The sequence below is a fragment of the Haloarchaeobius baliensis genome, from assembly GCF_052060055.1.
Lineage (GTDB): Archaea > Halobacteriota > Halobacteria > Halobacteriales > Natrialbaceae > Haloarchaeobius > Haloarchaeobius baliensis.
This window is the reverse complement of record NZ_JBPPFR010000001.1, coordinates 747500-773170: the sequence shown is the minus strand read 5'-3', so window position 1 is coordinate 773170 and position 25671 is coordinate 747500. Positions and strand designations below refer to the sequence as shown.

The 25671-nt window shown below is 68.2% G+C and carries 28 protein-coding genes; 9 read left to right on the top strand and 19 right to left on the bottom strand.

What is annotated here, in order from left to right:
* Positions 1-119: 119 nt before the first annotated feature.
* Positions 120-443 carry a DUF7126 family protein gene (locus ACSG06_RS03975; RefSeq protein ID WP_440988968.1) on the top strand — a complete coding sequence of 108 codons (324 nt, stop codon included), beginning with the start codon at positions 120-122 and terminating at the stop codon, positions 441-443.
* Between the two features lie 411 nt (positions 444-854).
* On the opposite strand, the gene ACSG06_RS03970 is transcribed toward ACSG06_RS03975, so the two are convergent.
* Complete coding sequence (locus tag ACSG06_RS03970) at positions 855-1457, bottom strand: MogA/MoaB family molybdenum cofactor biosynthesis protein (protein WP_440988967.1); 603 nt, start codon at positions 1455-1457, stop codon at positions 855-857.
* An 89-nt stretch (positions 1458-1546) separates the two neighbouring features.
* Here ACSG06_RS03970 and ACSG06_RS03965 point away from each other — a divergent pair, with 89 nt between their 5' ends.
* Both ACSG06_RS03965 and ACSG06_RS03960 read left to right on the top strand, forming a co-directional pair.
* Positions 1547-2587, top strand: a complete 1041-nt coding sequence (locus ACSG06_RS03965) for a zinc-binding dehydrogenase (protein ID WP_440988966.1) — start codon at positions 1547-1549, stop codon at positions 2585-2587.
* On the top strand, positions 2577-2921 hold the full coding sequence (locus ACSG06_RS03960) for a DUF7977 family protein (protein WP_440988965.1): 345 nt from the start codon (positions 2577-2579) through the stop codon (positions 2919-2921). The genes ACSG06_RS03965 and ACSG06_RS03960 overlap by 11 nt, the downstream gene beginning before the upstream one ends.
* On the opposite strand, the gene ACSG06_RS03955 is transcribed toward ACSG06_RS03960, so the two are convergent.
* From ACSG06_RS03955 to ACSG06_RS03940, 4 genes are all read right to left on the bottom strand, one after another.
* Positions 2918-3232, bottom strand: a complete 315-nt coding sequence (locus ACSG06_RS03955) for a DUF7853 family protein (RefSeq protein WP_440988964.1) — start codon at positions 3230-3232, stop codon at positions 2918-2920. The two genes, ACSG06_RS03960 and ACSG06_RS03955, sit on opposite strands and share 4 nt — an antisense overlap.
* A gap of 92 nt (positions 3233-3324) precedes the next feature.
* On the bottom strand, positions 3325-3903 hold the full coding sequence (locus ACSG06_RS03950) for an NUDIX hydrolase (protein ID WP_440988963.1): 579 nt from the start codon (positions 3901-3903) through the stop codon (positions 3325-3327).
* A gap of 172 nt (positions 3904-4075) precedes the next feature.
* Positions 4076-4342: a hypothetical protein gene (locus tag ACSG06_RS03945; protein WP_256296783.1), complete on the bottom strand. Its 267-nt coding sequence runs from the start codon at positions 4340-4342 to the stop codon at positions 4076-4078.
* A gap of 168 nt (positions 4343-4510) precedes the next feature.
* Positions 4511-4924, bottom strand: coding sequence for an Lrp/AsnC family transcriptional regulator (locus tag ACSG06_RS03940; RefSeq protein WP_256400490.1), 414 nt, complete (start codon positions 4922-4924; stop codon positions 4511-4513).
* A gap of 104 nt (positions 4925-5028) precedes the next feature.
* On the opposite strand from ACSG06_RS03940, the gene carA reads away from it, so the two are divergent.
* Together carA and ACSG06_RS03930 are read left to right on the top strand one after the other, a co-directional pair.
* The gene (gene carA, locus ACSG06_RS03935; protein WP_440988962.1) at positions 5029-6093 is read left to right on the top strand and encodes a glutamine-hydrolyzing carbamoyl-phosphate synthase small subunit; all 1065 of its coding nucleotides are present in this window, start codon (positions 5029-5031) and stop codon (positions 6091-6093) included.
* A 228-nt stretch (positions 6094-6321) separates the two neighbouring features.
* A complete protein-coding gene (locus tag ACSG06_RS03930) occupies positions 6322-8163 on the top strand; it encodes an N-acetylmuramoyl-L-alanine amidase (RefSeq protein WP_440988961.1) in 1842 nt (613 codons plus the stop codon).
* A 9-nt stretch (positions 8164-8172) separates the two neighbouring features.
* On the opposite strand, the gene ACSG06_RS03925 is transcribed toward ACSG06_RS03930, so the two are convergent.
* The 13 genes from ACSG06_RS03925 to ACSG06_RS03865 all read right to left on the bottom strand — a co-directional run bounded on the left by ACSG06_RS03925 (position 8173) and on the right by ACSG06_RS03865 (position 20936).
* On the bottom strand, positions 8173-8904 hold the full coding sequence (locus ACSG06_RS03925; RefSeq protein ID WP_440988960.1) for an NAD(P)H-binding protein: 732 nt from the start codon (positions 8902-8904) through the stop codon (positions 8173-8175).
* A 220-nt stretch (positions 8905-9124) separates the two neighbouring features.
* Positions 9125-10108 (bottom strand): PrsW family intramembrane metalloprotease, encoded by a 984-nt coding sequence (locus ACSG06_RS03920; RefSeq protein ID WP_440988959.1) that lies wholly within the window; start codon positions 10106-10108, stop codon positions 9125-9127.
* Between the two features lie 80 nt (positions 10109-10188).
* Positions 10189-10782: a plastocyanin/azurin family copper-binding protein gene (locus ACSG06_RS03915; protein WP_440988958.1), complete on the bottom strand. Its 594-nt coding sequence runs from the start codon at positions 10780-10782 to the stop codon at positions 10189-10191.
* A complete protein-coding gene (locus tag ACSG06_RS03910; protein WP_440988957.1) occupies positions 10779-11432 on the bottom strand; it encodes a hypothetical protein in 654 nt (217 codons plus the stop codon). Before ACSG06_RS03910 ends, ACSG06_RS03915 begins: the two co-directional genes overlap by 4 nt.
* Positions 11429-12331 carry a 2Fe-2S iron-sulfur cluster-binding protein gene (locus tag ACSG06_RS03905; protein ID WP_440988956.1) on the bottom strand — a complete coding sequence of 301 codons (903 nt, stop codon included), beginning with the start codon at positions 12329-12331 and terminating at the stop codon, positions 11429-11431. The genes ACSG06_RS03910 and ACSG06_RS03905 overlap by 4 nt, the downstream gene beginning before the upstream one ends.
* Positions 12328-13887, bottom strand: a complete 1560-nt coding sequence (locus ACSG06_RS03900) for a methyl-accepting chemotaxis protein (RefSeq protein WP_440988955.1) — start codon at positions 13885-13887, stop codon at positions 12328-12330. The genes ACSG06_RS03905 and ACSG06_RS03900 overlap by 4 nt, the downstream gene beginning before the upstream one ends.
* Before the next feature lie 148 nt (positions 13888-14035).
* Positions 14036-17326: a carbamoyl-phosphate synthase large subunit gene (gene carB / locus ACSG06_RS03895; protein WP_440988954.1), complete on the bottom strand. Its 3291-nt coding sequence runs from the start codon at positions 17324-17326 to the stop codon at positions 14036-14038.
* Between the two features lie 201 nt (positions 17327-17527).
* Complete coding sequence (locus tag ACSG06_RS03890) at positions 17528-17764, bottom strand: hypothetical protein (RefSeq protein ID WP_440988953.1); 237 nt, start codon at positions 17762-17764, stop codon at positions 17528-17530.
* 74 nt (positions 17765-17838) lie between these two features.
* A complete protein-coding gene (locus tag ACSG06_RS03885) occupies positions 17839-18369 on the bottom strand; it encodes a DUF5815 family protein (RefSeq protein ID WP_440988952.1) in 531 nt (176 codons plus the stop codon).
* 45 nt (positions 18370-18414) lie between these two features.
* Positions 18415-18828, bottom strand: coding sequence for a hypothetical protein (locus ACSG06_RS03880; RefSeq protein ID WP_440988951.1), 414 nt, complete (start codon positions 18826-18828; stop codon positions 18415-18417).
* A 48-nt stretch (positions 18829-18876) separates the two neighbouring features.
* Complete coding sequence (locus ACSG06_RS03875) at positions 18877-19284, bottom strand: DUF7124 domain-containing protein (protein ID WP_440988950.1); 408 nt, start codon at positions 19282-19284, stop codon at positions 18877-18879.
* Between the two features lie 61 nt (positions 19285-19345).
* Positions 19346-19582 carry a hypothetical protein gene (locus tag ACSG06_RS03870; RefSeq protein ID WP_440988949.1) on the bottom strand — a complete coding sequence of 79 codons (237 nt, stop codon included), beginning with the start codon at positions 19580-19582 and terminating at the stop codon, positions 19346-19348.
* 103 nt (positions 19583-19685) lie between these two features.
* Positions 19686-20936, bottom strand: a complete 1251-nt coding sequence (locus ACSG06_RS03865) for an NAD(P)/FAD-dependent oxidoreductase (RefSeq protein WP_440988948.1) — start codon at positions 20934-20936, stop codon at positions 19686-19688.
* A gap of 455 nt (positions 20937-21391) precedes the next feature.
* Here ACSG06_RS03865 and ACSG06_RS03860 point away from each other — a divergent pair, with 455 nt between their 5' ends.
* The 4 genes from ACSG06_RS03860 (at position 21392) to ACSG06_RS03845 (ending at position 24028) form a co-directional block, all read left to right on the top strand.
* Positions 21392-22336: a hypothetical protein gene (locus ACSG06_RS03860; RefSeq protein WP_440988947.1), complete on the top strand. Its 945-nt coding sequence runs from the start codon at positions 21392-21394 to the stop codon at positions 22334-22336.
* A gap of 1 nt (position 22337) precedes the next feature.
* The gene (locus ACSG06_RS03855; protein WP_440988946.1) at positions 22338-22883 is read left to right on the top strand and encodes an Hsp20/alpha crystallin family protein; all 546 of its coding nucleotides are present in this window, start codon (positions 22338-22340) and stop codon (positions 22881-22883) included.
* Between the two features lie 288 nt (positions 22884-23171).
* On the top strand, positions 23172-23369 hold the full coding sequence (locus ACSG06_RS03850; RefSeq protein ID WP_440988945.1) for a hypothetical protein: 198 nt from the start codon (positions 23172-23174) through the stop codon (positions 23367-23369).
* Positions 23370-23437: 68 nt separating this feature from the next.
* On the top strand, positions 23438-24028 hold the full coding sequence (locus ACSG06_RS03845; protein WP_440988944.1) for a DUF6149 family protein: 591 nt from the start codon (positions 23438-23440) through the stop codon (positions 24026-24028).
* 20 nt (positions 24029-24048) lie between these two features.
* Here ACSG06_RS03845 and ACSG06_RS03840 read toward each other — a convergent pair whose 3' ends face one another.
* Complete coding sequence (locus ACSG06_RS03840; RefSeq protein WP_440988943.1) at positions 24049-25431, bottom strand: NAD(P)/FAD-dependent oxidoreductase; 1383 nt, start codon at positions 25429-25431, stop codon at positions 24049-24051.
* Positions 25432-25671 lie beyond the last annotated feature (240 nt).

The window sequence follows — 25671 nt, the reverse complement described above, 5'->3', positions numbered from 1 at the left end:
TTTTCAGGTTCCGCGAGTGGCCACCCTCGTCGTCGATTCCAGCGGAGCCGGCGGACGGGGACCCGGTCCGCGGCTCCGACGGGAAAGGCACAAAGCCTCCCGCCTCGTTCGTGGAGGTGATGCACGCGATTTTCGCTGGTCCCGACGAGCACGAGTTGGTACGCGAACTCGAAGAGTCAGGTTTCACGGTCCACGTCGTCGACGGCGTGGCGAACCGCCCCGGGCTGGAGGAGGCCGGCATCGTCGACGCCGACCTGTTCGTCCTGACCGACGTGGGGCAGGCGACCGGCATCCCGGTCGCGAAGGACCTGAACCCGGACGTACGGATCGTCGTCTACTCCGCGGACTCGCTCCCCGAGTTCGTCAGCGGCCAGGCCGACCTGGCGGTCGACCCGGCGCTGCTGGATTCGGCGACGGTCGCCGAGGAGCTGGCGGGACAGTAACTGGCTGTTGCGGGCTGGACCGTCCGCCGCGCGCGCGACATCGTCCCGACGGTGACAGGTTCCTCTCGAACAGAGCGCCGCGACTCCGTGGAGGACGGTTTCGACGGTGAGGCGACCCAGAGACCCGGTATTCGGCTGTTTCCGCTCGTCATCCCGTGTGCGGTCGAGTCGCACGTTTCCCAGCGACGAGACGGACTCACGACTGTTCAAGACCGTTCAGAACCGGTAAATCGTCTGTACGGTTGTACCGGTTCAAGTAGATAGGTGCAGTCTCGTCGGATGGAGACCACGAGGACACAGATAGGTCGGTGTCAGAGGGTCACTCCCTCGTTCCCTGACAGGCGTGGTCTCCCGGTACTGGATATCATCCAGCATCACTCCCCCTTCCCTTTCGACGCACCCGAACACCCCTCAGCCGTCGGCTCGGTCCTCGCGACGTGCCAGTCCGACCAGATGTGGGGCCTCGGGGACGACGAGCTCTGCAACGCCGAGCCTGACGGCCGCCTCGCTCCCCGGCAGACAGCAGACGAGGACGCCCTCGTCGATGCCAGCCATCGCTCGCGTGGCGATGGTCCGGGTGCCGATCTCATCGGAGGAGAACCGCCGGAACAGCTCGCCGAAGCCTGGCAGGCGCTTGTCCAGCAACGGTTCGACGGCCTCCACGGTCACGTCGTCGGGCGTGACGCCCGTCCCGCCGGTCGTGACCACGAGCTCCACGTCGTCGCGGTCGGTGAGGCGGTCGACGGTCCCCTGCACGCTGTCGTACTCGTCCGCGATGAGTTCGCGGACGACCACCTCGTGGCCCGCGTCGGTGAGGAGCGCCTCGATGCGGTCGCCCGAGGGGTCGTCGTCGAGCGTGCGCGAACTCGACACCGTGACGACCGCGACCCCGAGGTGGTGTTCGTCGTGCTGGTGATGCTCGTGGTCGTGTTCCGTCTCGTCACCGTGCCCGTCGTGGTCGCGTCCGTCGTGGTGGTCGTGGTGATCGTGTCCACCGTGCTCGTCGTCGCTCATGTCCGGCGGGTTCCGTCGGCGACGGCATAGCTCTTGTCCGGCTTGCCCGCGTCGGCACGCTTTTTGCCGCACCGCGAGTCGCCTCGCGCATGAAGGCCGTCCAGTTCTCGGAGCATGGCGATGCGGACGTCATCGAGTACGACGACTATCCGGACCCGGAGCCCGACGCCGACGAGGTGCTGGTCGACGTGAAGGCGGGCGCGCTCAACCACCTCGACGTGTGGACCCGACGGGGGCTCCCCGGTCTCGAGCTCGAGATGCCGCACATCCCCGGCAGCGACGCGGCGGGCGTCGTCGAAGCTGTCGGGGCCGACGTCACGCGGTTCGAGCCGAGCGACCACGTCGCGGTCTGGTCCGGCATCGCGACCGACGACGACGAGTTCACCCGGAAGGGCGACCCGACGCTCTCGCGGAGCTTCAAGGTCATCGGCGAGCACCTCCCCGGCGTCCACGGCGAGTACGCCGTCCTCCCCGCCACGAACCTCGTGCCGGTGCCCGACGACGTCTCGTGGGAGACCGCGGCGGCGGCGCCGCTGGTCTTCGGCACCGCGTGGCGGATGCTCATCTCCCGGGGCGACGTGACCGCCGGCGAGTCCGTGCTGGTGCTCGGTGCCTCCGGTGGGGTCGGCCACGCCGCCGTCCAGATCGCCGACTACGCGGGGGCGGAGGTGTACGCGACCGCGAGCAGCGAGGCGAAGCTCGACTACGCCCGCGAGTGCGGCGCGGACCACGTCTGCAACTACGAGGAGGAGCGCTTCGCGTCGTGGATCAAGGAGGCGACCGACGGCCGCGGCGTCGACGTGGTCGTCGACCACGTCGGCGAGGAAACCTGGGAGGACTCGCTGAAGTGCCTCGCGCCCGGCGGCCGCCTGCTCACCTGCGGGGCGACGACCGGCCCGTACGCGACGACGAACGTCAACCGCGTGTTCTGGAGCCAGCTCGAGATAATCGGCTCGACGATGGCGACCCCCGGCGAGGCCGAGACCGTGCTCGAACTCGTCTGGGACGGCACGTTCGAGCCGCGCATCCGAGAGACGCTCCCGATGAGCGAGACGGGTCGGGCGCACGAGCTGCTGGAGAACCGTGAGGGCTTTGGGAAGGTGGTCGTAATTCCGGATAGTGAGCTCTGACGCCGACTCGGAGGGACAGGCGGACGATTCGACCGGTGCTGCCGACGGTGACGGACCCACGACCATCGACGGGGGGACCGCGGCCGCCGGTGACGGTGACGACGGCTACGTCCACCGACCGGCCGACGGCGTCCATCCCGAAGCCGTCGACAGGGAGTGGGACTGGCGCGGCTGGGTGGTCGTTGGCGTCATCGCCTTCTCCTTTCTCGTGATGCCGGTGGTCATCCTCTACCGCCCGCCGTCGCTGCCGTACTGGGTCGCGCTGCTCGCGTTCCCGATGCTGCCGGCGCTGCTGCTCGGACTCGTCGCGGTCTGGGGGACGACGCGACCCTAGCTGAGCGGCACCCGACCGAACTCCGCCTCCAGCTGGTCGACGATGGTCTGCGCCCGCGAGACGTCCGACGCCGGCGTATCCTCCCGGTCGACGTAGTCGAGCAGGTCACGCCGCAGTCGCCACGCCTCGAACGTCGTCAGTGTCGGCTCGCCGGTCTCGAGCTTCCGGGCGATGTTGAGCGCCCACCAGGGCTGTGGGTCGTCCTCGTCGTGCCCGGTCAGTCGCTCGACCATCACGTGGTGGACGAGCCACAGTTCGCCACGGGAGAGCCGCAGGTCGGTCGGTTCGGGTGGGGTTCGTGCTGACGACATCTGTGGATGACCGCCTCCACGTTGGGCTACGACCCTCCCCAGCATAAATCCTTGCTACGTGTTAACACATACTTTCCGGGGCGTCGGTCCCCTCAGTCGAAGTCACGACGCATCGCGATCTCGAACCAGGGGCAGAGGCGGAGCTGACGGTAGAACTCGGGGTTGTCGTGGAGGTGCTCGTAGGGGACCCACATCAGGCCCTCGACCTCCTCCGGGTCGGGGTCGAGCGTGGTGTCGGAGAGCGTGACCTTCAGGACGGCACAGACCTCGTGCTCGACGCCGGCGTTCTCGAAGTAGCGCTTGTACTCGAACCGATCCGTGAGCTGGAGGTTCTCGTACTGGTCGGGCGTGATGCCGAGCTCCTCCTCGAGACGCTCACGGGTCGCCTCCTCCTGACTCTGGCCCTCGACGGGGTGGGAGGCGACGGTCCCGTCCCACCAGGTGCCCCACAGGCGCTTCTCGGCGGCGCGCTGTGCGAGCAGGATGTTCTCGTCCTCGTCGAACACCAGCGACGTGAACGCCCGGTGTCGGATGCCCTCGCCGGTGTGGGCATCCAGCCGGTTGACGAGTCCCTGTTCGTTGTCGTCCGGGTCGACCGCGATGACCTCCTGCCGCGCGTTCTTGTGCGGGAGGTCCTCGGCCGTACCGTCGGACGGGTCAGACGTACTCATGGCTCTACAATCGAGTACCCTGCTAAAATGGACTTCGACTCGTCACGGGCCACCACCGACGACCCGAGCCCGCCGGTCGCATCGCTGCCCGGAACCGTGGACCCGTTCGGCCGCACGCCCGTACCGTCTCCCGTTCCCCTGGGATGACCACCCAACCCCTAGTTCGTCTCGTTCACGCCTCTGCTTCGACGGTCTGTGCCATCAGCGACTTGATGCCGCCGTACAGCCCGAGCACGGCAGCGCCGCTGAAGAAGCCGCCGATGGCGGTCACCAGCCGGACGTCCTGCGGGATACCGAAGGCCGTCGGCCACAGCGTGATCCAGAACGTGAACAGCAGCACCATCTGGGCGAGCATCATCATCACGAACGCCGCGCCCGTGTCGACGCTCGCCTCCAGTTTGACGTCGTCCTCACCGAACCGCTTGCTGGGGGTGGCCATGTATGTACCAGTTGTCGGTACCGTTGGTTACCAGATATAGTTATCTGTTGGTTACCTACCAGAACCACAGTGGTATAAAGTGTTTGTGGCCGGCGATATCGGCGGAATCGACAGACAGCGCCGAGTCGTAACGTGGCCATACCGTGTGGCAACAGCCCGTTACTACCGTCAGCCGAGCCGCTCGTCGAGGATGAGTCGGGTCTTCGTGGAGACGACCTCCTCCATCTCGCGGGCCTGCGTGATGAGGTCGTTCACGCCCTGCGTGTCGGCACAGTCGACCACGAGCACGACGTCCTCCTCGCCGGAGACCTGCCAGACGAAGTCCACCTCCGTCCAGTCGGCCATCCGTTCGGAGATCTGGGTCGTCTCGACGTCCATCGCGACGCCGATCTCGATCATCGCCTTGACGTTACCCGTACGCGTGGCGACGGTGAATCGTTCGATGACGTCGTCGCCGGTCATCCGTTCGACCCGGTTCCGGACCGTCCCCTCGCTGGTGCCGACCTCCTCGGCGATCTCGGTGTAGGGTGTCCGGGCGTCCCGCCGGAGGATGTTCAGTATCTCGCGGTCGAGTTCGTCCATGGAGGTGGTCATCTACCACCGGGGCGCACTTGACGATTACGAAATTCGTAACGACGCTTCGAAAGCAAGGTTTATTGACGTGGCATCATACGTACTTCGTAACGATGGACGCCTACGTAGCACTGGAGGGTGGCCACGTGGTCGAGGCACGTGGTCGTGCTCCAGGCACAGCAAACGGCGAACTGGTTTTCACGACAGCGTACACGGGCTACGAGGAGAGCCTCACGGACCCGTCGTACGAGGAACAGATACTCACCTTCGCGTACCCGCTCATCGGGAACTACGGGGTACGTCCGGAGCGCTTCGAGTCCGACCGGGTGCACCCGCGCGCCGCGGTCACCCGCGAGATGACCGACGACGTGGCCGAGTGGCTCACCGAGGAGGGCGTGCCGGCGGTCGACCACCTCGACACGCGCGACCTCGTCACCGACATCCGCGAGGAGGGTGCGATGGCCTGTGGCATCGCCGTCGGCGACGACGTGACCCCGGAGGACGCGCTCGCCGAGCTCGAGGACTGCGTGCCGATGAGCGACCACACGGACATCGGCGCACAGGTCTCCGTCGACGAGCCCGTCGTCCACAACGCCGACGGCGACGGCGCGACGGTCGCACTCGTCGACTGCGGCGCGAAGCGCTCCATCGTCGACTCGCTGGTCGAGCGCGGCGCGACGGTCCACGTGCTCCCGTACGACGCTACCGAGGCCGCCGTGGCCGAGATCGACCCGGAACTCCTGTTCATCTCGAACGGCCCCGGCGACCCGGAGAACTTCGACGCGGCGGTCGAGCTCGTCGACACCTTCGTCGGCGAGGTGCCCATCGCCGGTATCTGCCTCGGGCAGCAGATCGTCGCCCGTGCGCTCGGCGGCACCACCGAGAAGATGGACTTCGGCCACCGCGGCGTCAACCAGCCGGTCCGCGACGAGGCCTCCGGTCGCGTCGTGATGACCACCCAGAACCACGGCTACACGGTCGCCGACGCGCCCGAGGCGCTCTCGGTCTCGCAGATCAACGTCAACGACGGGACGCCGGAGGGCCTCGACAGCGAGGACCTCGACATCATCACGCGCCAGTACCACCCCGAGGCGAACCCCGGCCCGCACGACTCGCTCTCCTTCTTCGACGACGTGCTCGGGATGACCGCCTCGAAGCGAACCATCGTCGCCGACTGAACGGGACGTAGGCGTCCCAGCCCGTTCTCTCCACGCCGCTACGTACCGGTCTTCGAGCTGATGGCCAGCACCGGCGAGTGGCGATGCTGCCGTCGCCCGGTTCGTGACTCCGGCCCGTCCTGCCAGGGACCGCGACCGGGAGGCGTAAATCCTTCGCCACGAACCTGGCCGTGTCTTTATCAGTAATCACCGGTAGTTTTTTATTTTCACCGATTGTTTCACGGAACGATGCTTCGACGAAAGTTCCTACGGGCAGGCACCGGCGCGGTCGCTGGCAGCGTCCTCCTTGGCGCTGCGGGAAGTGCGACCGCCACAGAGAGACCACAGATGACGTTCGAGAGCGCACACTACTCGAACTACACGAGCAGCAGCCGCTCGGCGAGCGACATGCGGTGGATCGTCGTCCACACCATCGAGGGCTCGGCCAGTTCGGGCATCAACTGGTTCAAGAACCCCGACGCGGACGTCTCCTCGCACTTCGTCGTCGACTCGGACGGGAACATCACCCAGATGGTCGAGCTGTCCGACGTCGCCTGGACACAGGGCAACGGCGACTACAACGACACGGGCATCTCCATCGAGATGGAGGGCTACGCCAACGAGACCGACTTCTCCGAGGCCATGTACGAGGCCGTCGGCCAGCTCTGTGCGTGGCTCTGTGAGAGCTACGACATCCCCAAGACCCACCCCACCTTCGACATCGCACCCTGCAGCGCCTACGACGGTCAGGGTGGGCTCATCGGCCACTCGCAGGTCCCGTCCCCCTACGACTGCTCGACGGTCACCGGCGGCAAGGTCGACCCCGGCAGCACCTGGGACTGGGACTACCTCCTCCAGCAGATGGACGGCGCCACCGGCGGTTCCCTCTCGGCGGGCGACGTCGTGGCGACGACCACGTCCGTCAACGTCCGGAGCGAGCCGACCATCGGCGACAACGTCCGCCATACCAACCAGGCGGGCGTCCGCGGGGTCGTGAAGGACGGCCCGCAGGAGGCAGACGGCTACACCTGGTACAGGATCGCCTACGAGAACGGCATCGTCGGCTGGACGGTCGAGCGCTACCAGGGCACCGCCTCGACCGAGTTCCTGCACGACCAGCGCGTCGCAACGACCGCGGACCTCGTCGTCCACGACGACCACGCGCTCGACGCACCCGACGTCTGGACCGCGCCCGAGGGGTCGGCGGGCTACGTCCGCGCCGGCCCCCAGCAGGCCGACGGCTACACCTGGTGGCGCATCGCCTTCAACAGCGGCATGACCGGCTGGTGCGTCGCCGAGTACCTCGACGCCGCCCCGGTCGATGGGCACGGCGTCGGCCACGGCGATGGTGGTGGCGACGGCGACGGTGACGACGGCAGCTCGCCCGCCTTCGCCGAGGGCGATACGGTCCGTGCGACGACAGCGCTCAACACGCGGGAACAGCCCGGGACCGGCGAGACGGTCGTCGACACCGTCTCGGACGGCGCGACCGCGGCGGTCGTCAACGGCCCGGTCGACGCCGACGGCTACACCTGGTGGGGCCTGCACTGGCAGGACGCCGACGTCTGGGGCTGGTCGGTCGAGCAGTACCTCGAACTCGATTCGGGAGGCGGGTCCGGCGACGAACCGAGCACCGACTTCGACGTACAGACCGACCTGACGGTGCCCGTCGACGTGACCGGCCAGGAGATCGACGACGCCATCGCCGCCGAGATGCCGGACAGTCCCCTCGTCGGCCTCGGCGACACCTTCGTCGCGGTCCAGCAGGAGTACGGCGTGAACGCCGTCTACCAGGCCGCCCACGCCATCCACGAGTCGGCGTGGGGCACCTCGCAGATCGCCCAGGACAAGCGCAACCTGTTCGGCTGGGGCGCGGTCGACTCGAACCCCTACGAGGGGGCGATGGAGTTCGACAGCTTCGCTGACTGCGTCTGGCACGTGATGGGCGAGATCTCGGACCTCTACCTCGAACCCGGCAACTGGCGCTACAACGGCCCGACGCTCGACGGCATGAACGTCTACTACGCGACCGACGACCAGTGGGACGTGAAGATCGCGGACCACTACCGGACGCTCGCGGGCAACATCTGAACGCGCCCCTCAGGACGGGATGGAGTAGCCGGACCGCCGGGCGACGAGCCCCGCCTCGGGGCCGCGCCACTCGAACTCGACGCCCTCGTGCGTCGGCGAGGCGACCTCGGCCACCTCGAACGTCCGGTTGCGCGCCTCGGGCGTGGTGAGCGCGGCCACCATCACCCACGCCAGGTCCGGCCGGGGGATGCGTCCGGCGATGGTGTCCTCGCCCTCGCTCGTCGCGACCGACCCGCTCCCATCGGCGTTCGTCGTCCGCCCGGTCCGCAGGATGGTGTGCGGGACGCCGGAGTCACGGAGGTAGCGCTCGGTGGCGTCGAGCGCACCGAGGACCCTGTACTTGACCAGCCGCACCGGCAGCACCATGCCGCTCTCCGAGTCGCCGACACCGATCTTCGAGTGGAGGACCACGTACGGACGGTCGGCGTCGCTCGCGGCGTCGACGAGGTTCCTGACGCCGACGCCCGTGTCGAGTCGTCCGACGACGTGTGCGAGGCCGCCGTCCCTGACGCTACAGCAGATGGCGTCGACGTCCCTGACCGCGCCGTCGAGACCGCGGCCCGTGGCGAGGTCCGCGACGCAGACCTCTGTCGCGCCGGCCTGTCGCGCGAGGGACTCCCCGCCCCGGTCCGGAACGAGCGCGCGAACCACGTACTCGGTGTCCGCGAGGTAGTTCACGAGTGCCCGACCGACCGGTGTCGAGGCGTCGGCGACCAGCACGCGGAACGATTCGTGCGACACGGTGACAATCTACGTGCTGTGGTGAGTAAAACGTTCCGCGCGACCATCTGGTCGGCTTCCTATCAGCGGGATCCGTCGCCGAACCCGCCGACGAAGACCAGCGTTCCCGCTAGCGGTTCCGCCCGGTCTCCGTCGGCGGGTTGACGGAGGGCTACGTGTCGTGCGAGCCGTCCACTCCCGCAGGGTGGCTCCCCGGGAGTGGGCTGCGTTCGGTCGTCAGTCAGCCGTTCGCGTGGGTCGCACCCGCCCGGTAGTGCCGGTTGTACTTCGAGAGCTTCCGGTAGAGGACGTAGCCGACGACGCCCTCGAAGGCGAACACGAAGGCGATGAAACCGATGCTGCCCCCGACGAACGGTGCCGCGCCGAAGTCGACGAGGGTCGCGATGGTGTTGTACGTCGCGTGGATGACGGCAGCGAGGAGCAGGCCCTTCACGACGATCGGGCCCCAGTGGTCGTCGCTGAACTTCGCGAGCCCGAGGTAGTAGCCGGCGATGGCGGAGTACAGCACGTGGCCCGGGCCGACGAACGAGCGGGCGGTCGCCGTGTCCACCGCGCCCGCGAGGCTCGCGCTGGTCGAGACGGAGCCGGCCTGGATGACCGCCTGCGTGATGTAGAGAGCGTTCTCGATGGTGGCAAAGCCCAGGCCGGCGACCGCACCGTACACCGCGCCGTCGATGACGGCGTCGAACTGGCTCCCGTTGTAGGCGTAGATGCGGACCGCGAGCCACTTCACGGTCTCCTCGACGGGTCCGACGACGAGGAAGAAGAACACCACGAGCGCGACGGGGAACAGCGGCGTGCTCGGCAGGGCGGCCGCGATGACCGACCGCAACGCGGAGTTCGCCACGGCGGCGAAGCTCGCGAACAGTACCGACAGCAGGAACGTCACCGCGAGCGGCCCCAGCGGGTCCCTCCCGGTCGGATTCGTCCGCCAGATGGCCCCGACGATGACGAGCGCCGGCAGGATCGACGCGACGGTGAGTATCCCGAGCGTCGGCCTGACGCTGATGCCGTAGACGACCAGCCCGAGCTGTGCGGTGAAGGTCGCCAGCGCGAGCAGGATGACCGCCCAGTGCGCGCTCCGGACGATGCCACCGTAGACGAGGACGGCGAACCGGTCGAGATGCGTCCGTGGTTCCCAGCCCGTTACCTCGTACCCGCCGTCCGTGGCGACCCCCGTGTCGCCGTCGCCCGGGTCCGTCATCTGTCAGCGGTTCTACGTTGTGGGGCGTGGAGTAGGTACAGCCAAGGTACGTAGCCGGTCAGTGCGACCGCACGCGGTTCCTACTCGACGTCGAACGAGCCCTCCAGCCCGAGCGTCTGGTGCGGTGCACAGAAGTACTCGTACCGGCCGCTGGCCCGGAACGTGTGGGCGTGCAGGTACCCCTCGTCGTAGGTGTCCGAAGCCGTCCCCGGTGTGCCGGTCCAGTCGGAGCCGTCGGGCTTCTCCCGGACCCGGACGTTGTGGCCCGAACTCTGCCACACCCAGTGGACGGTGTCGCCGGCCGCGATGGAGAACGTCTCCGGCGCGAAGCTGAACCCGTCCGTCGCGACATCGACGACGAGGTCGGGCTCGCGTTCCTCCGGCGGCACGCCGGTCGTAGCCGGTTCGCTCGTCTCGGTCGGTGCCTCGGTGGCCGTCGGCTCCGTCTCGGCGGTCGTCCCCGGACGCGCTGTCGTCGACCCCCGCGTCGTCGAGTCGTCGTCCGTGCCCGTACCGCCAGTCCCACCGTCGGCGGCCCGTCGTTCGGGCCCCCAGGGGTTCGAGAGGCACCCGGCGGTGCCGACGGCGGTGGCGAGCGCCACCCCGGTCGTCCGGAGCAGGTCGCGTCGGCGCACGTCCCGCCCGCCGCCGGACCCGCTATCCTCTCGGCTCATGACTCCTCCTCCGTGTTCGCGGCCGGGACGTCGCGGAACTCGTAGCCGGTTCCGACCGGCTGCTCGTCGGTCCCGCCACCGAGGCGTGCGTCGACCAGCAGCGGGACTGCGTGGACGACGCCGGTCGCGACGAACGCCCAGTCCGGCACCGTCGACGGGAACAGCACGGCCGCGAGCAGCACGAGGCCGGCGGCGAGACTGCCGACGAGGTACGCCGCCCGCGTCCGATGGGTGGCGACGACGCCGGTGACCAGGTAGCCGAGCGCCAGCACGGCGGCCCACGGCGTCCACAGCAGCGTGCGCGCCAGCTCCGGCGACGACACCAGCCCGAAGACGACGGCGGCATCGAGGGCCAGGGCGCCGCCGACGAGCGCGACCCACAGCCACAGCAGCGGGCTGTACCGCACCGTCCGTGCGCCGGCGAGCAGGCCGACACCGATCATCGCGACCGTCGCGGCCGCCCAGAAACCGACCACGACGACGGTGCCCTCGACCCCGACCGCGTCGAGTGCGACGCCGGGACGGCCGGCGATGAACTGCGTGAGCCCCCAGCCGAGCAGGCCGAGCGCCGCGCCGAGTCCGAGCAGGCTGTCGATGCCGAGCCCGTCGCGCATGGACTCGTCGGTCTGGGCCGCGTCGGTGTCCATCATCGCGACGCACCTCCGGCGAGCGTGGCGTAGTCGTGGGTGCCGGCGTACTCGGCGTCGGTGACCGGGACCGGTTCTGGTGGGTCGTCGTCGCCCGCCACCGCCCCGGTGTCGTCCGGAGGCACGTCCTCGACGTGCTGGCCCCAGAGTCCCCGGTGTTTGCTGACGGTCACGTCGCCCTGCACGCGGGTCTGGCACGCGAGCCGGAGGCCGCGCTCCTCGTCGTGGGGTGGCAGGTTCAGCCGCCGTCGCTCGCGCGACTCCGGCTCGCTCACCTCGCCGTCGACCCCGACGGCACAGGTGCCACAGAGCCCGTTGCCGCCACAGTTGGCGACCTGGGTCACGTCGTTGTGCGGCGAGTGTCCCTCGGCGGCGAGCAGCACGGCACGGAGCTGGTCGCCGACCTCGCAGGTGACCTCGCGGTCCGCGAACCGGACCGTCGGCGTGCGCCGGAACGTCGGGCTCCGGCCGTCGTAGACGAGGTCGATGGCCGTCGTCATCCAGCAGCCAACGTACTTCCCGCCGGTCTGCCGGGAGACGGCGAACTCGTACGTGCGGTCGCCGTCGGGATGCCGGGCCAGGACGGCCTGCGTGAACGTCTCGCCCTCGCGTTCGGTGGGACCGCGCTCTATCGCGTCCGCGCCGACGAGCCGGTCGTAGATGGGGCCGAGCAGTGTCGTCGCGAAGCCGTCGAGCGAGCCGTGGGCGGTCCGGAAGGCCGGTGCCGAGAAGTCGAACAGCGTCCGCACGCTGTCGGGGACCGCCCCGTCGGCCTGCGCGGCGGCGACGTCGACGTCGGTCGCGGCGAGGGCATCGAGCTGTGCGCGGACCGCGTCGGCCGGCCCGAGGTCGGGCGACGGGCCGACGGCCGAGGGTGCCGTGGCGTCCGGGTCGCCGCTCATCGACGCCCCTCCACGGGAGCCCCGGACGTCGACTCCGGCGACCGCACGGTGAACTGCTCCAGCGCCCGTTCGAGCTTGCCGGCGCTCTCGGCGAGCCAGTCGACGCGCTGCTCGATGGCACCGATGACCGTCTCCTGCTCGCCGGCGGTCGTCGCCACCTGCGAGGCCTCCATCGCGGTCTCGGCACCGATCTCGCGGACGGTCTCGACGTTCGCGCGCATCTCGGCGACGCGCTCCGTCTGGACGTCCGTCGCGGCGTCGATGCGAGCGGCGTCCGCGGCGGACTCCTCGACCACGTCCTCGACGGCGTCGAACGCGCCCAGCGCCGACCCGATGGTGTCGGTGCCGCGCTCGACGGCGGCCTGCGTGCGCTCGATCTCGGCGAGCGCCGACGCGGTGTCCGCCTCGACGGACTCGAGCGCGTCCTCGATCTCGGCCGCGGCGGCCTCGGTGTCGTTCGAGAGCTCGCGTATCTGGCGGCCGAGGTGGGTCATGCTGCCGTCGTCGTTCGTCTTCTTCGCCTCCAGTTCGGTGTTCATCGCGAGGTGCTCGGTCTGCTCGGTGAGGTCGCGCACCCGGTCGGCGAGGTCCGAGACGTCCGCGACGGTCCGCGAGAGCGACTCGATCTCGTCGACGGAGGCCGCGGTCCGTTCCTCGATGGTCTCGACGGCGTCCAGCGCGTTGGTCGCCGCGGCCGCCCCCTCGTCGGTCGCCGCGGCCGCTGCCTCCGACTTCTCGGCGACGGTCTCCGCGCGGGCGGCGACCGCCTCGACGCGGTCGACGAGGTCCGCCATCGCCTGCGCGGTCTGCTCGAGCTGGGCGTGCTGGCTGTCGACGCCCTCGCTGATGGACTGCGTCGCGTCGGTCACCTCGGCGGTACCCTCCCGTGCCGTGCTGGCGTTCTCGTCGGCCTCGCGGGCGGCGTCGGCGACCGACTGCGAGAACGCCCGTACCTCGGCGACCATCGTCTCCATCTGGTCCATCATCCCGTTGTAGCTCGTCGCGAGTGCGTCGAACTGCGGGACGCCGGTCTCCTCGTCCATCCGACCGGTGAGGTCGCCCCGGCGGGCCGCCGACAGCGTCCGCGTCTGGGCGGTCGCCGTCGTCGCGAGCTCCCGGTTCAGCGACTCGACGGTGTCGACCTGCGAGGCGAGCTGGTCGCGCAGCTCCGCGACGCTCCACGCCAGCTGACCGACCTCGTCCCGGCGCGTCGGCTCGAAGGAGGTCTCGAAGCGCCCGGTCTCGGCGACCCGTCGCGTCTCGCGGTCGAGATCCCTGATCCCGCGCACGACCGACCGCTCGACGAGCGTGAGCGCGACGACCTGTCCCGAGACGACGACGGCCAGCGCCAGGATGCCGCCGCGGTAGATCGCCTGTGCCTCCCCGAACGTCGTCGCGAGGTGGACGGTCGCCTGCCACACGGCGACCGCCACCACGATGCCCGCGACGAGGGCGGACGCGACCGCGGCGGTCACGAACTTCCCCGTCAGCGACGCCCGCGGGTCGACCGCGCGCCGGAGCCGGCTCGTCGCCCCTCGAAGTACCCCAGTTACCATGGGCGTACCTGAACGTATTAGTTAAAGTGAATTTTCCCAGTTCCGTCCCAAATTGGGCCAAAATAGCCGTGCAGTCCGTCGAATCGCCTCGCTTCGGGCTGCGAGCGGAACCGTCAGAGCTCGCCGCGGCGCGCCCGTCGCGGCCGGGTCAGCCCCAGCGCTGGCGGGTCCGGGGGCGTTCCCCGACGGGCAGCACCTCGAGGTCGCCCGCCTTCGCGGCCAGTCCCTCCAGGAACGCCCTCGCCGAGGCCTCCGTGGAGAGGTAGGCGACCTCCTCCTCGACGGCGGTCTTCAGCGCGTCGACGTCGTCGCTGACGACGAGGTCGACCGTGCCCTCGATGATCGCCGCCTCGACGTCGTCGAACGCGGTCACGTCGAAGTACTCGTCGAAGCCCTCGACGTCGAGGTCGACGACGGCGACGCCGCCGGGCTCGATGGCGTTGCCCGCGGCGTCCTGTGCCTTCCAGTACGCCATCCCGAACGTGCTCGCGGTGCCCATGACCTCGCCCGTGGACTTCATCTCCGGGCCGAGGCGCGGGTCCGAGTTCGGGAGGCGGTCGAACGGCAGGACGACCTCCTTCACCGAGTAGTGCGTCGGCACCTGCTCGTCGACGTCGAGGTCGGCGAGCGTCTCGCCGGCCATGACCTTCGCCGCGAGCTTCGCGATGGGGACGCCCGTCGCCTTCGAGACGTACGGGACCGTGCGCGAGGAGCGGGGGTTCGCCTCCAGCACGTACACCTCGCCGTCCTTCACCGCGAGCTGGACGTTGAGCAGGCCGACGGTGTCGAGCGCATCGGCGATCTCCTCCACGACCTCGCGGACCCGGGCCGCGGTCGCGTCGTCGAGCGAGCGTGGCGGGATGACGCAGGCCGAGTCGCCGGAGTGCACGCCGGCGGACTCGATGTGCTCCATGATGCCACCGAGCAGCACGTCCTCGCCGTCGCTCACGGCGTCGACGTCCAGCTCGATGGCGTCCTCGAGGAACTCGTCGACGAGGATGGGCTTGTCCGGCGAGACGCGCACCGCCTCCTCGATGTACTCCTCCAGCTCCGCGTCGTCGTGGACGATGCGCATCGCGCGGCCACCGAGGACGTAGCTCGGGCGGACCAGCACGGGGTAGCCGAGGTCGCGGGCGAGTTCCAGTGCCTCCGCCTCGCTCGTGGCGCTCCCGCCGCTGGGCTGGGCGATGCCGCGCTCGTCCATCAGCCGGTTGAAGCGGTCGCGGTCCTCCGCGAGGTCCATCGCCTCGACCGAGGTCCCCATGATGTCGCAGTCGATGCCGCGGCGTTCGAGCTCGTCGGCGAGCGGTTCGCCGATGTCGACGGAGGTCTGGCCGCCGAACTGGATCATCACGCCGTCTGCGGCGGTCACCTCGATGACGTCGGCGACCTCCTCGGCGGTGATGGGCTCGAAGAACAGGCCGTCGGAGGTGTCGTAGTCCGTGGAGACGGTCTCCGGGTTGTTGTTCACGACGTGGGCGTCGATATCCAGTTCCTCGAGCGCCTGCACCGCGTGGACCGAGCAGTAGTCGAACTCGACGCCCTGCCCGATGCGGATGGGGCCGCCGCCGACCACGACGACGCTCTCGGCGTCGCGGTCGACCTGCAGTTCGCCCGCCGCGGCGTCGGCACCCTCGTAGGGCCCGGAGAACCACTCGGGCTTGCGCGAGGAGTAGTAGTACGGCGTCGACGCCTCGAACTCGCCGGCACAGGTGTCGACCTGCTTGTACGTGCGGCCAGGCACGTCGGCCTCGACCTCGCCGACGCCCGCGCGGGCCGCCGAGACGGGCAGTTCCTCGGTCTCGCCGTCTGCGGTGGCGACCGTCTCCGTCGCCTCGCGCCACGCACCGCGTGTCTCCGGCAGCCAGGTGAGGCTGCTGTCCTCGAACACGTTGCCCGCGAGCGCCGAGATCTCGGCGTTCGTGAAGCCCGCGGTCGCGGCGGGCGTGAACTCCCCGTCGACGACCTCCTTGCTCGCCTCGACGATGCGCTGGAAGCGCTCGACGTACCACTCGTAGATGCCCGTCGCCTCGACGACCTCGTCGAGGGAGAAGCCGCGCTCGAACGCCTCGAACATCGCGTACGGACGGTCGGGACTCGGGCGCTCGAGGTACTCCGCTGTGAGCTCGTCGTCCTCCAGCTCGCCGAAGTCGACGGCGGGGTCGTACTCGGAGCTCCGGAGGGACTTGAGCAGGCTCTCCTCGAACGTGCGTCCGATGGCCATCGCCTCGCCGGTGGACTTCATCGCCGTCGAGAGCGTGAAGTCGGTGTCCTCGAACTTGTCGATGGGCCAGCGCGGCACCTTCGTCACCACGTAGTCGATGGCCGGCTCGAACGCGGCCGTCGTCTCGCCGGTGATCTGGTTGTCGATCTCGTGGAGGCGCTTGCCGAGTGCGACCTTCGCCGTCACCCGGGCGATGGGGTACCCCGTCGCCTTCGAGGCGAGCGCGGACGACCGGGAGACGCGCGGGTTCACCTCGACGACGCGGTACTCGCCGCCGGGCGTGCCGTCGTCCTGCCAGGCGAACTGGATGTTACAGCCGCCCTGGATGCCGAGCTCGCGGATGACATCGAGTGCGGCGTCGCGCATCTCCTGATGGCCGTCGTCCGGGATGACCTGCGAGGGCGTGACGACGGTGGACTCGCCCGTGTGGATGCCCATCGGGTCGAGGTTCTCCATGTTGCAGATGATGATACAGGAGTCGTCTGCATCGCGCATGACCTCGTACTCCAGCTCGACCCAGCCCGCGATGGACTCGGTGATGAGCACCTCGTCGTTGCGCGAGAGACGCAGGCCCTTGCGCACGCGGCTGACGAGCTCGTCCATCTCGTGGACGACACCGGAGCCGGAGCCGCCGAGCGTGTACGTCGTCCGTGCGATGACCGGGAGCCCGCCGACCGCGTCGACGGCGTCCTCGACGCGCCCCACGAGGTCGTCCTCGGTGAGCGCGCTGACCGACTCGTCCTCGTCGAGCGAGATTGTCGTCGACGCCGGGACTGGCTGCCCGATCTTCTCCATGCGCTGGCGGAAGAGGTCGCGGTCCTCCGTCGCGTAGATGGTGTCCAGCGGCGTCCCCATGATCTCCACGTCGTACTCCTCGAGGATGCCCTCCTCGGAGAGCTCGGCGGTGACGTTGAGGCCGGTCTGGCCGCCGAGGCCCGCGATGACGCCGTCCGGCTGTTCCTTCCGGATGATCTCGGCGATGGCGTCGGTCGTGATGGGCTCGACGTAGACCTTGTCCGCCATCTCCGGGTCCGTCATGATGGTCGCCGGGTTCGAGTTGACGAGGACGACTCGCGCGCCCTCCTCCTGGAGCGCGCGGCACGCCTGCGCGCCGGAGTAGTCGAACTCGGCGGCCTGTCCGATCTGGATGGGACCGCTGCCGATGAGAAGTATCGTGCGTCCGTCGCCGGTGTCGTCCGATGTCCCGCCGGTCATGGTTGTCTGTCGATATCCAATTCGCACATCGTAATAAGCGCCACGATACACTACGAGAAACGTAACGCCGTTTCGAATTTCGAATCCGTGGCGTGCTGACGCGGCACAGACGCGTCGCTCGCCGGTTGGCGTTGGACAGAACTGCCGGCACTGCAGTCGCCACTGGTGACCCCTGAGACTCCGCCCCCGTACTGGCGCGAACTACCCCGACGCGTCGGACCGCTGGACCCGATATCTGTACGGCTGTGACCGGATGACCTCCACGTCACCCGTCTCTGCGTACCTGCCGAGCACCGTCGCGACCCGGTGCGGGCTGTCGATCTCGATGTCGTGCTCATCGAGGAGCCTGACGATCTCCCGGGCAGACATCGGTTCGTCGGTGTCCGCCGCCGCGAGAACGGAGCGTATCCGTTCGAACTCGCTCTGGCGGGTCTGCATGGGTGACGTTCACGTGGCCCACCCTGATAAAACGGCGTCAGACACCCATAGAGAATCAGACACTTTGTCCCGGCTCAGAGCGCCCGGTCGTGTTCGCTCTCGAAGTCCCGCTGCTCGCGGTACGCCTCGACGAACTCGCTCACGTCGAACTCGAGCATCTGACGCTCGAACTCGGACATGGCGGTGTCGTCGTCGCTGTGACTGATGGCGTGCTCCATCAGCTCGACGACGAGTTCGACGACGATCTCGTGGAGCCGGCGGTCCGTGAACTCCGTCAGCCAGATCATCGAGCAGCCGACGGTGCCGTCGTCGGAGACGTCCGCGCTGGCGACCTTCTCGGGGAACTCCTCCATCACGATACCCATGATGTGGACGGTTCCGAACTCGTCGAACTCGTCGGCCGGTTCGATGGTGTCCCGCAACACCTCGACCAGCGACTCCGGGAAGAAACGTGACGGCGGATGGACGTCCATCACGACCGCGTAGCGCTCGCCGTCGCGCACGTACTCCCGCATCCCGAGGTCGATCTCGCCGACGTCGACCGTCGGACCGTCCGGCAGCGACAGCTCCGTCCCGGACCCGCCGGGGACGCGTGGCTCGGTCATACCGCCTTCTCGGCGTCCCGAAAGGAAAAGTGACGCGCTCTGGGACTACTCCTCTTCGTCGTCTTCCTCGTCTTCAGTGTCTTCCGCTTCTTCGGCCTCGTCCTCGTCTTCAGTGTCTTCCGCTTCTTCGGCCTCGTCCTCGTCTTCAGTGTCTTCCGCTTCTTCGGCCTCGTCCTCGTCTTCCGCTTCTTCGGCCTCGTCCTCGTCTTCCGCCTCCTCTTCGACTTCCGCTTCTTCCTCGTCCCCTTCTTCGCTCTCGTCCGCCTCGTCTTCCGCTTCGAGCTCGGGTTCCTCGTCGTCCTCCTCGCCTTCGACCTCTATCTCGACCTCGACCTCTATCTCGATGCCGTCGGTCTCCAGTTCGGCCTCCGCCGTGCGTTTGCCACCGATCTCGATCTCGAGCTCTTCCGAGTCGACCTCGACCTCGACCTCGACGTCTACGGAGATGTCGTCTCCCATACATCGAGCGACAATCCCTGACGTAATAAAAGCAGACGCTGACGGCGCTCAGGGCCAGTCGTCCCGCACCGGTTCCTCGGGCTCGGCGTCGTCCTCGGGCTCGGCCATCTCCCAGCCGGCGGCGTCGGCGGCGTCCTCGATGGGGAGGTACTCCCAGCCGACCTCTTCGGCGAGGTCGGCGTCCTCGTCGGTCGTGCCGACGAAGACGTGGCGGTCCGTGTCGAACTGCTCGCCGACGCTCTCGAGGCTCTCGCCCTTGCCGCGCGGCCCCGAGAAGAAGTCCTGTCGGATGCGGTTCTTCCGGGTGAAGTTCGTCACGACGTAGGTGGGCTTGTCGGAGACGACACCGACGTACTTGCTCCAGCGCCGTGCGTCGTCGAACACCGCCTCGGGGTTCGCGAGACGCTCCAGCGCCGAGAGCTCGAGCGCCAGCGTCATCGTGCCGTCGCCGTTCATGCGAGAAGGTCGCCTCGGCGCGCTGAAAACGATGTCGATTGGAAGGAGTAGGGGTACGAAGCTACTGGATGGTGACCCGGAAGTAGGCAGTGTGGACGATGATCTCGCCGTCCTCGAAGGGTGCCTCCGCGGCGCGTGGTACGTTCACTGTGTCGCCGTCGACGAGGCGGAGGAACTGGTCGAACGCCTCGTCGTCGAGCTGGTCGACGTGGCGGAGCGCCGTCGCGTCTGCAGGAACCGTCCCGACCTCGCGTGCGGCGAGGCGAGCGTGTCTTCCCGAAGTAGTACCAACTGCCATGGGTCATGCCAACGTATGACACGGTATGGCTTAAACCTTCGCCTACCGGAGGTGAGAATCGACAGGTAGCGTCGGGGAGCCGGGTCCGATGGCGTCGCGGTATCTACTGCTCCTGAGCTGCCGCGTCGAGCATCTCCATCTCGAAGTCCTCCTCGAGCAGGAGGTCCTTCTGTCCCTCGAGGTCGCGCTCCTCGCGGATGATGCGCTTGAAGACCGACTGGAGCTTGAGGTCACCGATGAGCACGCCGCCGATGAGCTTGCCGTTCTTGAAGGTGAGCCGCCGCCACTCCGTGTCGGAGTACTTGCGCTCGCGGTCGTCGTCGCCGATGGTCGGGTGGCCGAAGGAGACGAACGGGAGGTCCTTGAAGTGAGAGATGGAGTACGAGGAGACGTGGCGGAACTCCTCGGCGTCACCATCGGCAGCCATGTTCTTCGCAGCGACCGCGCCCTGCTTCTTCGCGGAGTCCCAAGAGCCGTTCTGGGCGTGCTCCTCGAGGATGACGTCGTAGAACCGGGTGATGTCGCCGGCCGCGTAGATGTCGTCGACGTTTGTCTGCATGTACTGGTCGACGACGATGCCGTCGTCGGTCTCGATACCGCTCCCCCGGAGGAACTCGGTGTTGAAGTGGAGGCCGATGGAGACGCCGACGAACTCGCCCTCGAACTCCTCGCCGTTGGGGTCGACCGCACCCGTCACGTGACCGTCGTCGTCGACGGTGAAGTGGTCGACGCCGGACTGGAACACCGGTTCGACGTCCAGCTCGCGGAGCGCGTCGTGGATGATGCCCGCGCCGTCCTCGCTGAGCGCGTAGCGCCACCAGCAGTCGCCCCGCATGAGGTAGTTCGCGTCGATGCCCCGCGCGCCACAGATGGCCGCGAAGTCGATACCGAGCAGCCCGGCACCGACGACGATGCCCTTCTCGGACTCCTCGGCGTGGTCGGCGATGCCACGGGCGTCCTGGAACGTCCAGAAGTGGTGGATTCCGTCGGCGTCGGAGTTGTCGACGGGGAGCTGTCGCGGCGTGCCACCGGTCGCGACGAGCAGTCCGTCGTACTCGTACTCGGCACCCTCGTGGGTGTGGACGACGTGGCCGTCCGGGTCGATGCGGGTGACGTGGGTGTTCAGTTCGAGGGCGATGTCGCGCTCCTCATACCACTCCTCGTCGTGGAGGAACAGCGGGTCCTCCATCGGGATCTTCCCCTTCGCGTACTCCTTGATCAGAATTCGATTGTAGAGGGGTTCACCCTCGTCGGTGATGACGGTGATGTCGGCGTCGGGCGACTCCTCCCGAAGTGTCTTCGCCGCGGACCCACCGGCGATGCCATCGCCGATGATGACGTACGACTCGGTCATGTCCCGAGGGTTTGGTGCGGGGGTTAAAGTGGATTGCTATCTCACGAAACCTCGGACTATCACTGACGAGTTTACGCCAGACGCCGCCACCGCGGGCTGCTAACACGACTCATCACTGCCGTTCAGTAGCGTGGTCGTACACGCTGGAAACTGGGTGCAATCCGAGGCGGGAGCGACAGGGCACCGCCTACGAACTGGAAACGCGACGCTACACGATTCGAACCGTTCCGCGCGGAGTACGTGTCCGCGGCCGGGTATGTTTCACCCTCACACGGTTACCCACCTGAACCGAGTACCTACTCCGCTGAACTATCTCGCCGCTTTATCTCCAATTCTCGCATCGCTTCCGTCTGGCTCCACGCGTTCGAGAGACGGTGCGACGGAGCCAGAGACCAACAATGTATCAGGACCCGAACACTAGTTTCGCAGGCACAGCACACGATCCATCGCTCGCGATGTCCGGACAGTTCCAGGGTGGGATGGCGTCCCAGCAGTACGCCGACCAGCCCCAGCCCGTCACCTACGCCCAGCAGGGCGTGGAGTCCTTCGGTGGGTTCCAGAGTCACCAGCAGTCGGCCCCGTACGGACAGCAGCAGTCCGCCACGCAGCCACAGCAGCAGGTCGGCTTCGAGGCACCCGGCCAGGGCATCGGCGTCTCGCAGTACCCACAGCGACACCAGGGCGAGGCCAGCTGGCAGCAGGGGACGGTCGATCGGTACCAGCAGCCCGTCCAGCAACAGCCCGTCCAGCAACAGCCCGTCCAGCAACAGCCCGCCCAGCAGCAACACGTCCAGCACGGCGGTCACCTCCCGACTATGCAGGAACCCGTCGGTATCGGACGGCAGGCGGCGGTCCCCCAGCTCCAGTCCCCCTACTCGCAGGCCACGCTCTCGGGCCGGACGTTCGAGCCCGGTCGGCAGTTCGCCCGCGGGTCCCGGTTCCCGTCCTCCCAGCAGTTCCCGCAGGCACAGCAGTACCCCCAGGCACAGCAGTACCCCCAGGCACAGCAGTTCCCCCAGGCACAGCAGTTCCCGCAGACGCAACAGTTCCCCGCCATCCAGCAGCAGCCGCAGGCGATCTGGAGCCAGCAACCGGGCATCCAGCGGCAGGTTGGCGACCGGTCGGAGCTGGCCCAGATCCCGCTCGGCGGTGAGCAGTCCGCAGCCGGTGTGAGCCAGTCCCCGTGGAGCGGCGTCCAGTCCACCGTGGCTGGCGCGAGCCAGCCACCCACCGCGGGAGTCGGGCTGGACGAGCTGGTCCAGCTCCAGTCCGGCGAGGTGACCACGGTCGGGTCGCTCCTGGCACGGCAGCGCGTCCCACCGATGCATTCCGAGGTCGCCTACTCGCCGGGGCGTCAGCAGGCGACGCCGATCGAGATACCCGGCGGGATGGCCTACTGAGATGAGCTGGCAACCACCGTACCAGCCCCAGCAGGGACAGCCGTACGGACCCCCGCAGTACGGGCTGGCGTACGCGCCGTCGATGCAGGCCCAGTCGGGCGTCGACACGTCCGGGATGGCCGCGCCGGCACAGCAGGGAACGACCGTCTCGGGACAGCAGGCAGCCCCACAGGCCGCCACGGCGGCTCCGCAGCCAGGGGGCCAGCAGTTCGGGGGCCCGGGCGTCGAGTTCGGCGTCCCGCGAGCCGACGTGGTCGAGCTCGCCGAGGTGTTCCGCGTCGAACTGGAGATGCCGGGGTTCGAGAAGGACGACATCTCGGTCTACGCGGACGAGAACCACCTCATCGTGTCGGCCGAACGGACCGTCGAGGAGGGACGCGACCGACGCGTGCTCCAGCGTGAGCGGCCACTGCGGCTGGAGCGAACCGTTCAGCTGCCGGTGACGGTCGACGTCGACGAGACGACGGCGGCCTACGAGGACGGCGTCTGCGTCATCGACGTGCCGAAGGGCGAGGGAGAACGGCACAGACGCATCGGTTTCCAGTAGCAGCAACTCCCTCCGGTCCTCCGCTTCCGGCGGCCCACCGGCGCGCGTGTCACTCACAGCCGCCATCTCGGAGACCGACCTCGGGGAGCGTGCCGACCGGTTCGAGACCAGTAGATACGTTCTTACAGTCGCTTGCGACCTCGTTACCGTCAGTTGATTTATTCTACCGGTCGTTTGGTTACCAGTTGCTCCGAGCCGTCGCAACACACATAACGGCTGGTCGGATACGCACGGCAGAAACCGAGGCCGGGCGCTCCATGCCTGGTCGTCTGGTAACGAAGGCTTACCATGCACGGAACCAACTTCAAAGTCGAATCCGAACTGTGTGCTCCCGGCCAGGTGATGAACCTCCCCGACGCCGCGAGCACGCTCTCCGTCGAGCCGGTCGGACCGGGACTCGTCAGAATCACGTACCTCAAACCGGTCCACGAGATCAGCATCGAACGTCCGGACGAGACGGAACGGGCGATGGCGTACGTCGACTGAGCGGGCACCGAACCGACGGTGCCGCCAGCGGGACGTTCTTGCCGATGCAGTCCCAAGCCGTGGGCACGATGAAGATACGCCAGAACGTCAAGCACTTCGCGTTCAAGGCGGCGCTGACGGCACCGGTCGTCGGCGACGTGGCGAACGACAAGCTGGTCGACATGCACACCGGCATCTTCCTCGACCGGGCGGACGAGGCCCATCGCGAGGAGCGCCGCGAGCACCTCGACGAGTTCTTCGACGCCACGATGGACACCTACCTCGCCGCGCTCGACTACATGCCCGAGGCGGAGGCCCGCGAGATCACCCACGTCCAGGCGAACTTCGACTTCTACAACCACGGCTGGACCGAGATGATGGAGTTCCCCGCCGACGAGCTCGAGGAGCACTACGAGCGCTACCGCGAGTTCTTCACCGACCACGGCATCACCATCGACGACCCACTCGGCGAGTTCACGCCCGCAGGTGGCGTCGCCGAGGCACCCTCGACGCCCGAGAAGCTCGACGACCCGGAGCACCCCCACGCCGAGGGCGGCTTCGCGGACGACGTGTACGTGGAGACGGCCGACGGCGATGTCGTCGTCGGTGGGCAGGACGAACCCGAGGACATCTCCCCCGAGGATGCGCCCGGCGTCGACCCGGACGAGGTCGAGGGCTAAATCGACCGCTGTCCGACCGCTCAGCCCTTCTCGTCGATTCGGTCCGCGCACTCGAACCCCGCGAGGATGCCGCCGTTGAGCGACCGCTCGGGGTACTGCGCCCGGCTCGCCATCCCGGCGTAGTAGACGCCCTCGGCCACCTCGTCGGCGAGGTCGTACGGGACGACCATGTCGAGGTAGCCGCGCTCGTAGACCGGGGCCGCGCGGGGGTTCCGCGAGATGCGGACGTCTGCGACCTGTTCGTCGTCGAAGTCGGGGAACATCTCGCCGATGTGCTCGAGCCAGCGCTCCTCGACCTCGTCGTCGTCGGCCTGCCAGAGCCATTCGTCGGGCGACTGGACGTAGCTCGCGACGTACAGCAGGTGGTCGCCGCCGTAGCGCTCGGGCGGGACGAAGTTCGTGTGCTCGATGAGCGCGCCGAAGGGCGCGTCGTGGGCGACGTTCAGCCAGTACGTCTCGTCCATGAGCGATTCGGACATCGTGACGACCGCACAGACCGCACCCTGGAAGTCGATGTCGCACTCGAAGCCGGTGAGCTCCTCGAGCACGTTCGGCATCGCGGCCACGACGAGCGCGTCGAGGTCGTGCGTCTCGCGCCCGTCGTCGGTCTCCACGGTGACGGACTCGACCGCACCGGTGGCCGTCGTGTCACCGTCGGCGGCCCCAGCCACCGCGCCGCCGTCGGCCGTCGCGGCCGCCGCCTCGGTCTGGAGGTCGACGACGCGCGCCCCGGTCTGGACGTTCTCGCGCCCCACGCCCTCGATGAGCGCGTCGATGAGCACCGCGAAGCTGCCGTCGAAGTAGCCGAGCTGCTCGCCCTTCAGCAGGTCGCGCTCGCCGCGGAACTTGATGCGGCCGAGGAGCCACGCCGCCGACACGTCGTCCTTCCGGTCGCCGAACTTCGCGTCCAGCAGCGGTTCGAAGAAGTTCTCGTAGACGCCCTGGGTGGTGTGCTCGACCAGGAAATCGCGGATGGGGACGTCCTCGTAGGATTCGAGGTCGTCGTACGTGTCGAAGCTCGGAATCCCGCCGCGCACGTCGACCTCCATCGTGAGCATCCCGAGCCGGAACTTGTCGTAGAGGCTCATGTGCGGGTAGGCGGCGATCTCCCAGATGGTGTTCAGCGGGTGGACGACGCCGTCGACGTAGTAGCCGTCGTTGCCGTAGATCCACTCGACGCGGTCGCCGACGCCGAGGTCCTCCGCCAGCTCGACGATGGTCTCCTCGGACTTCGAGAGGTGGTGGTAGAACCTCTCGATGGGGTCGCCCGACGTCTCGTAGACGGCGGCGAGGCCGCCGAGGTCGTCGCTCGCCTCGAAGACGCGCACGTCGTGGCCGTGGCGCTGGAGGCGGTACGCGGCGGCCAGCCCGGCGATGCCGCCGCCGACGATGCCGACTGTCATGGTTCGTGGTCCGGCATCAGGGGCGATGTGTCTTTTGGATGCTAGTCGGTCCACTCGGATCCGACCCCAGAGTTTACAAATATTGTGAACCGCAGTTGGCGGCGACAGCCAATCACCCGGGTGGCGCGCGGCTGTCTCGGAATCGCGGAGCGATTCCGATGGCCAGTGAGAGCTTCGCTCTCACGCTGGCGAACGTGCCGAGCCCTGCGAGGCCGTGAGCCATCCGCGCGAGGTATTCGG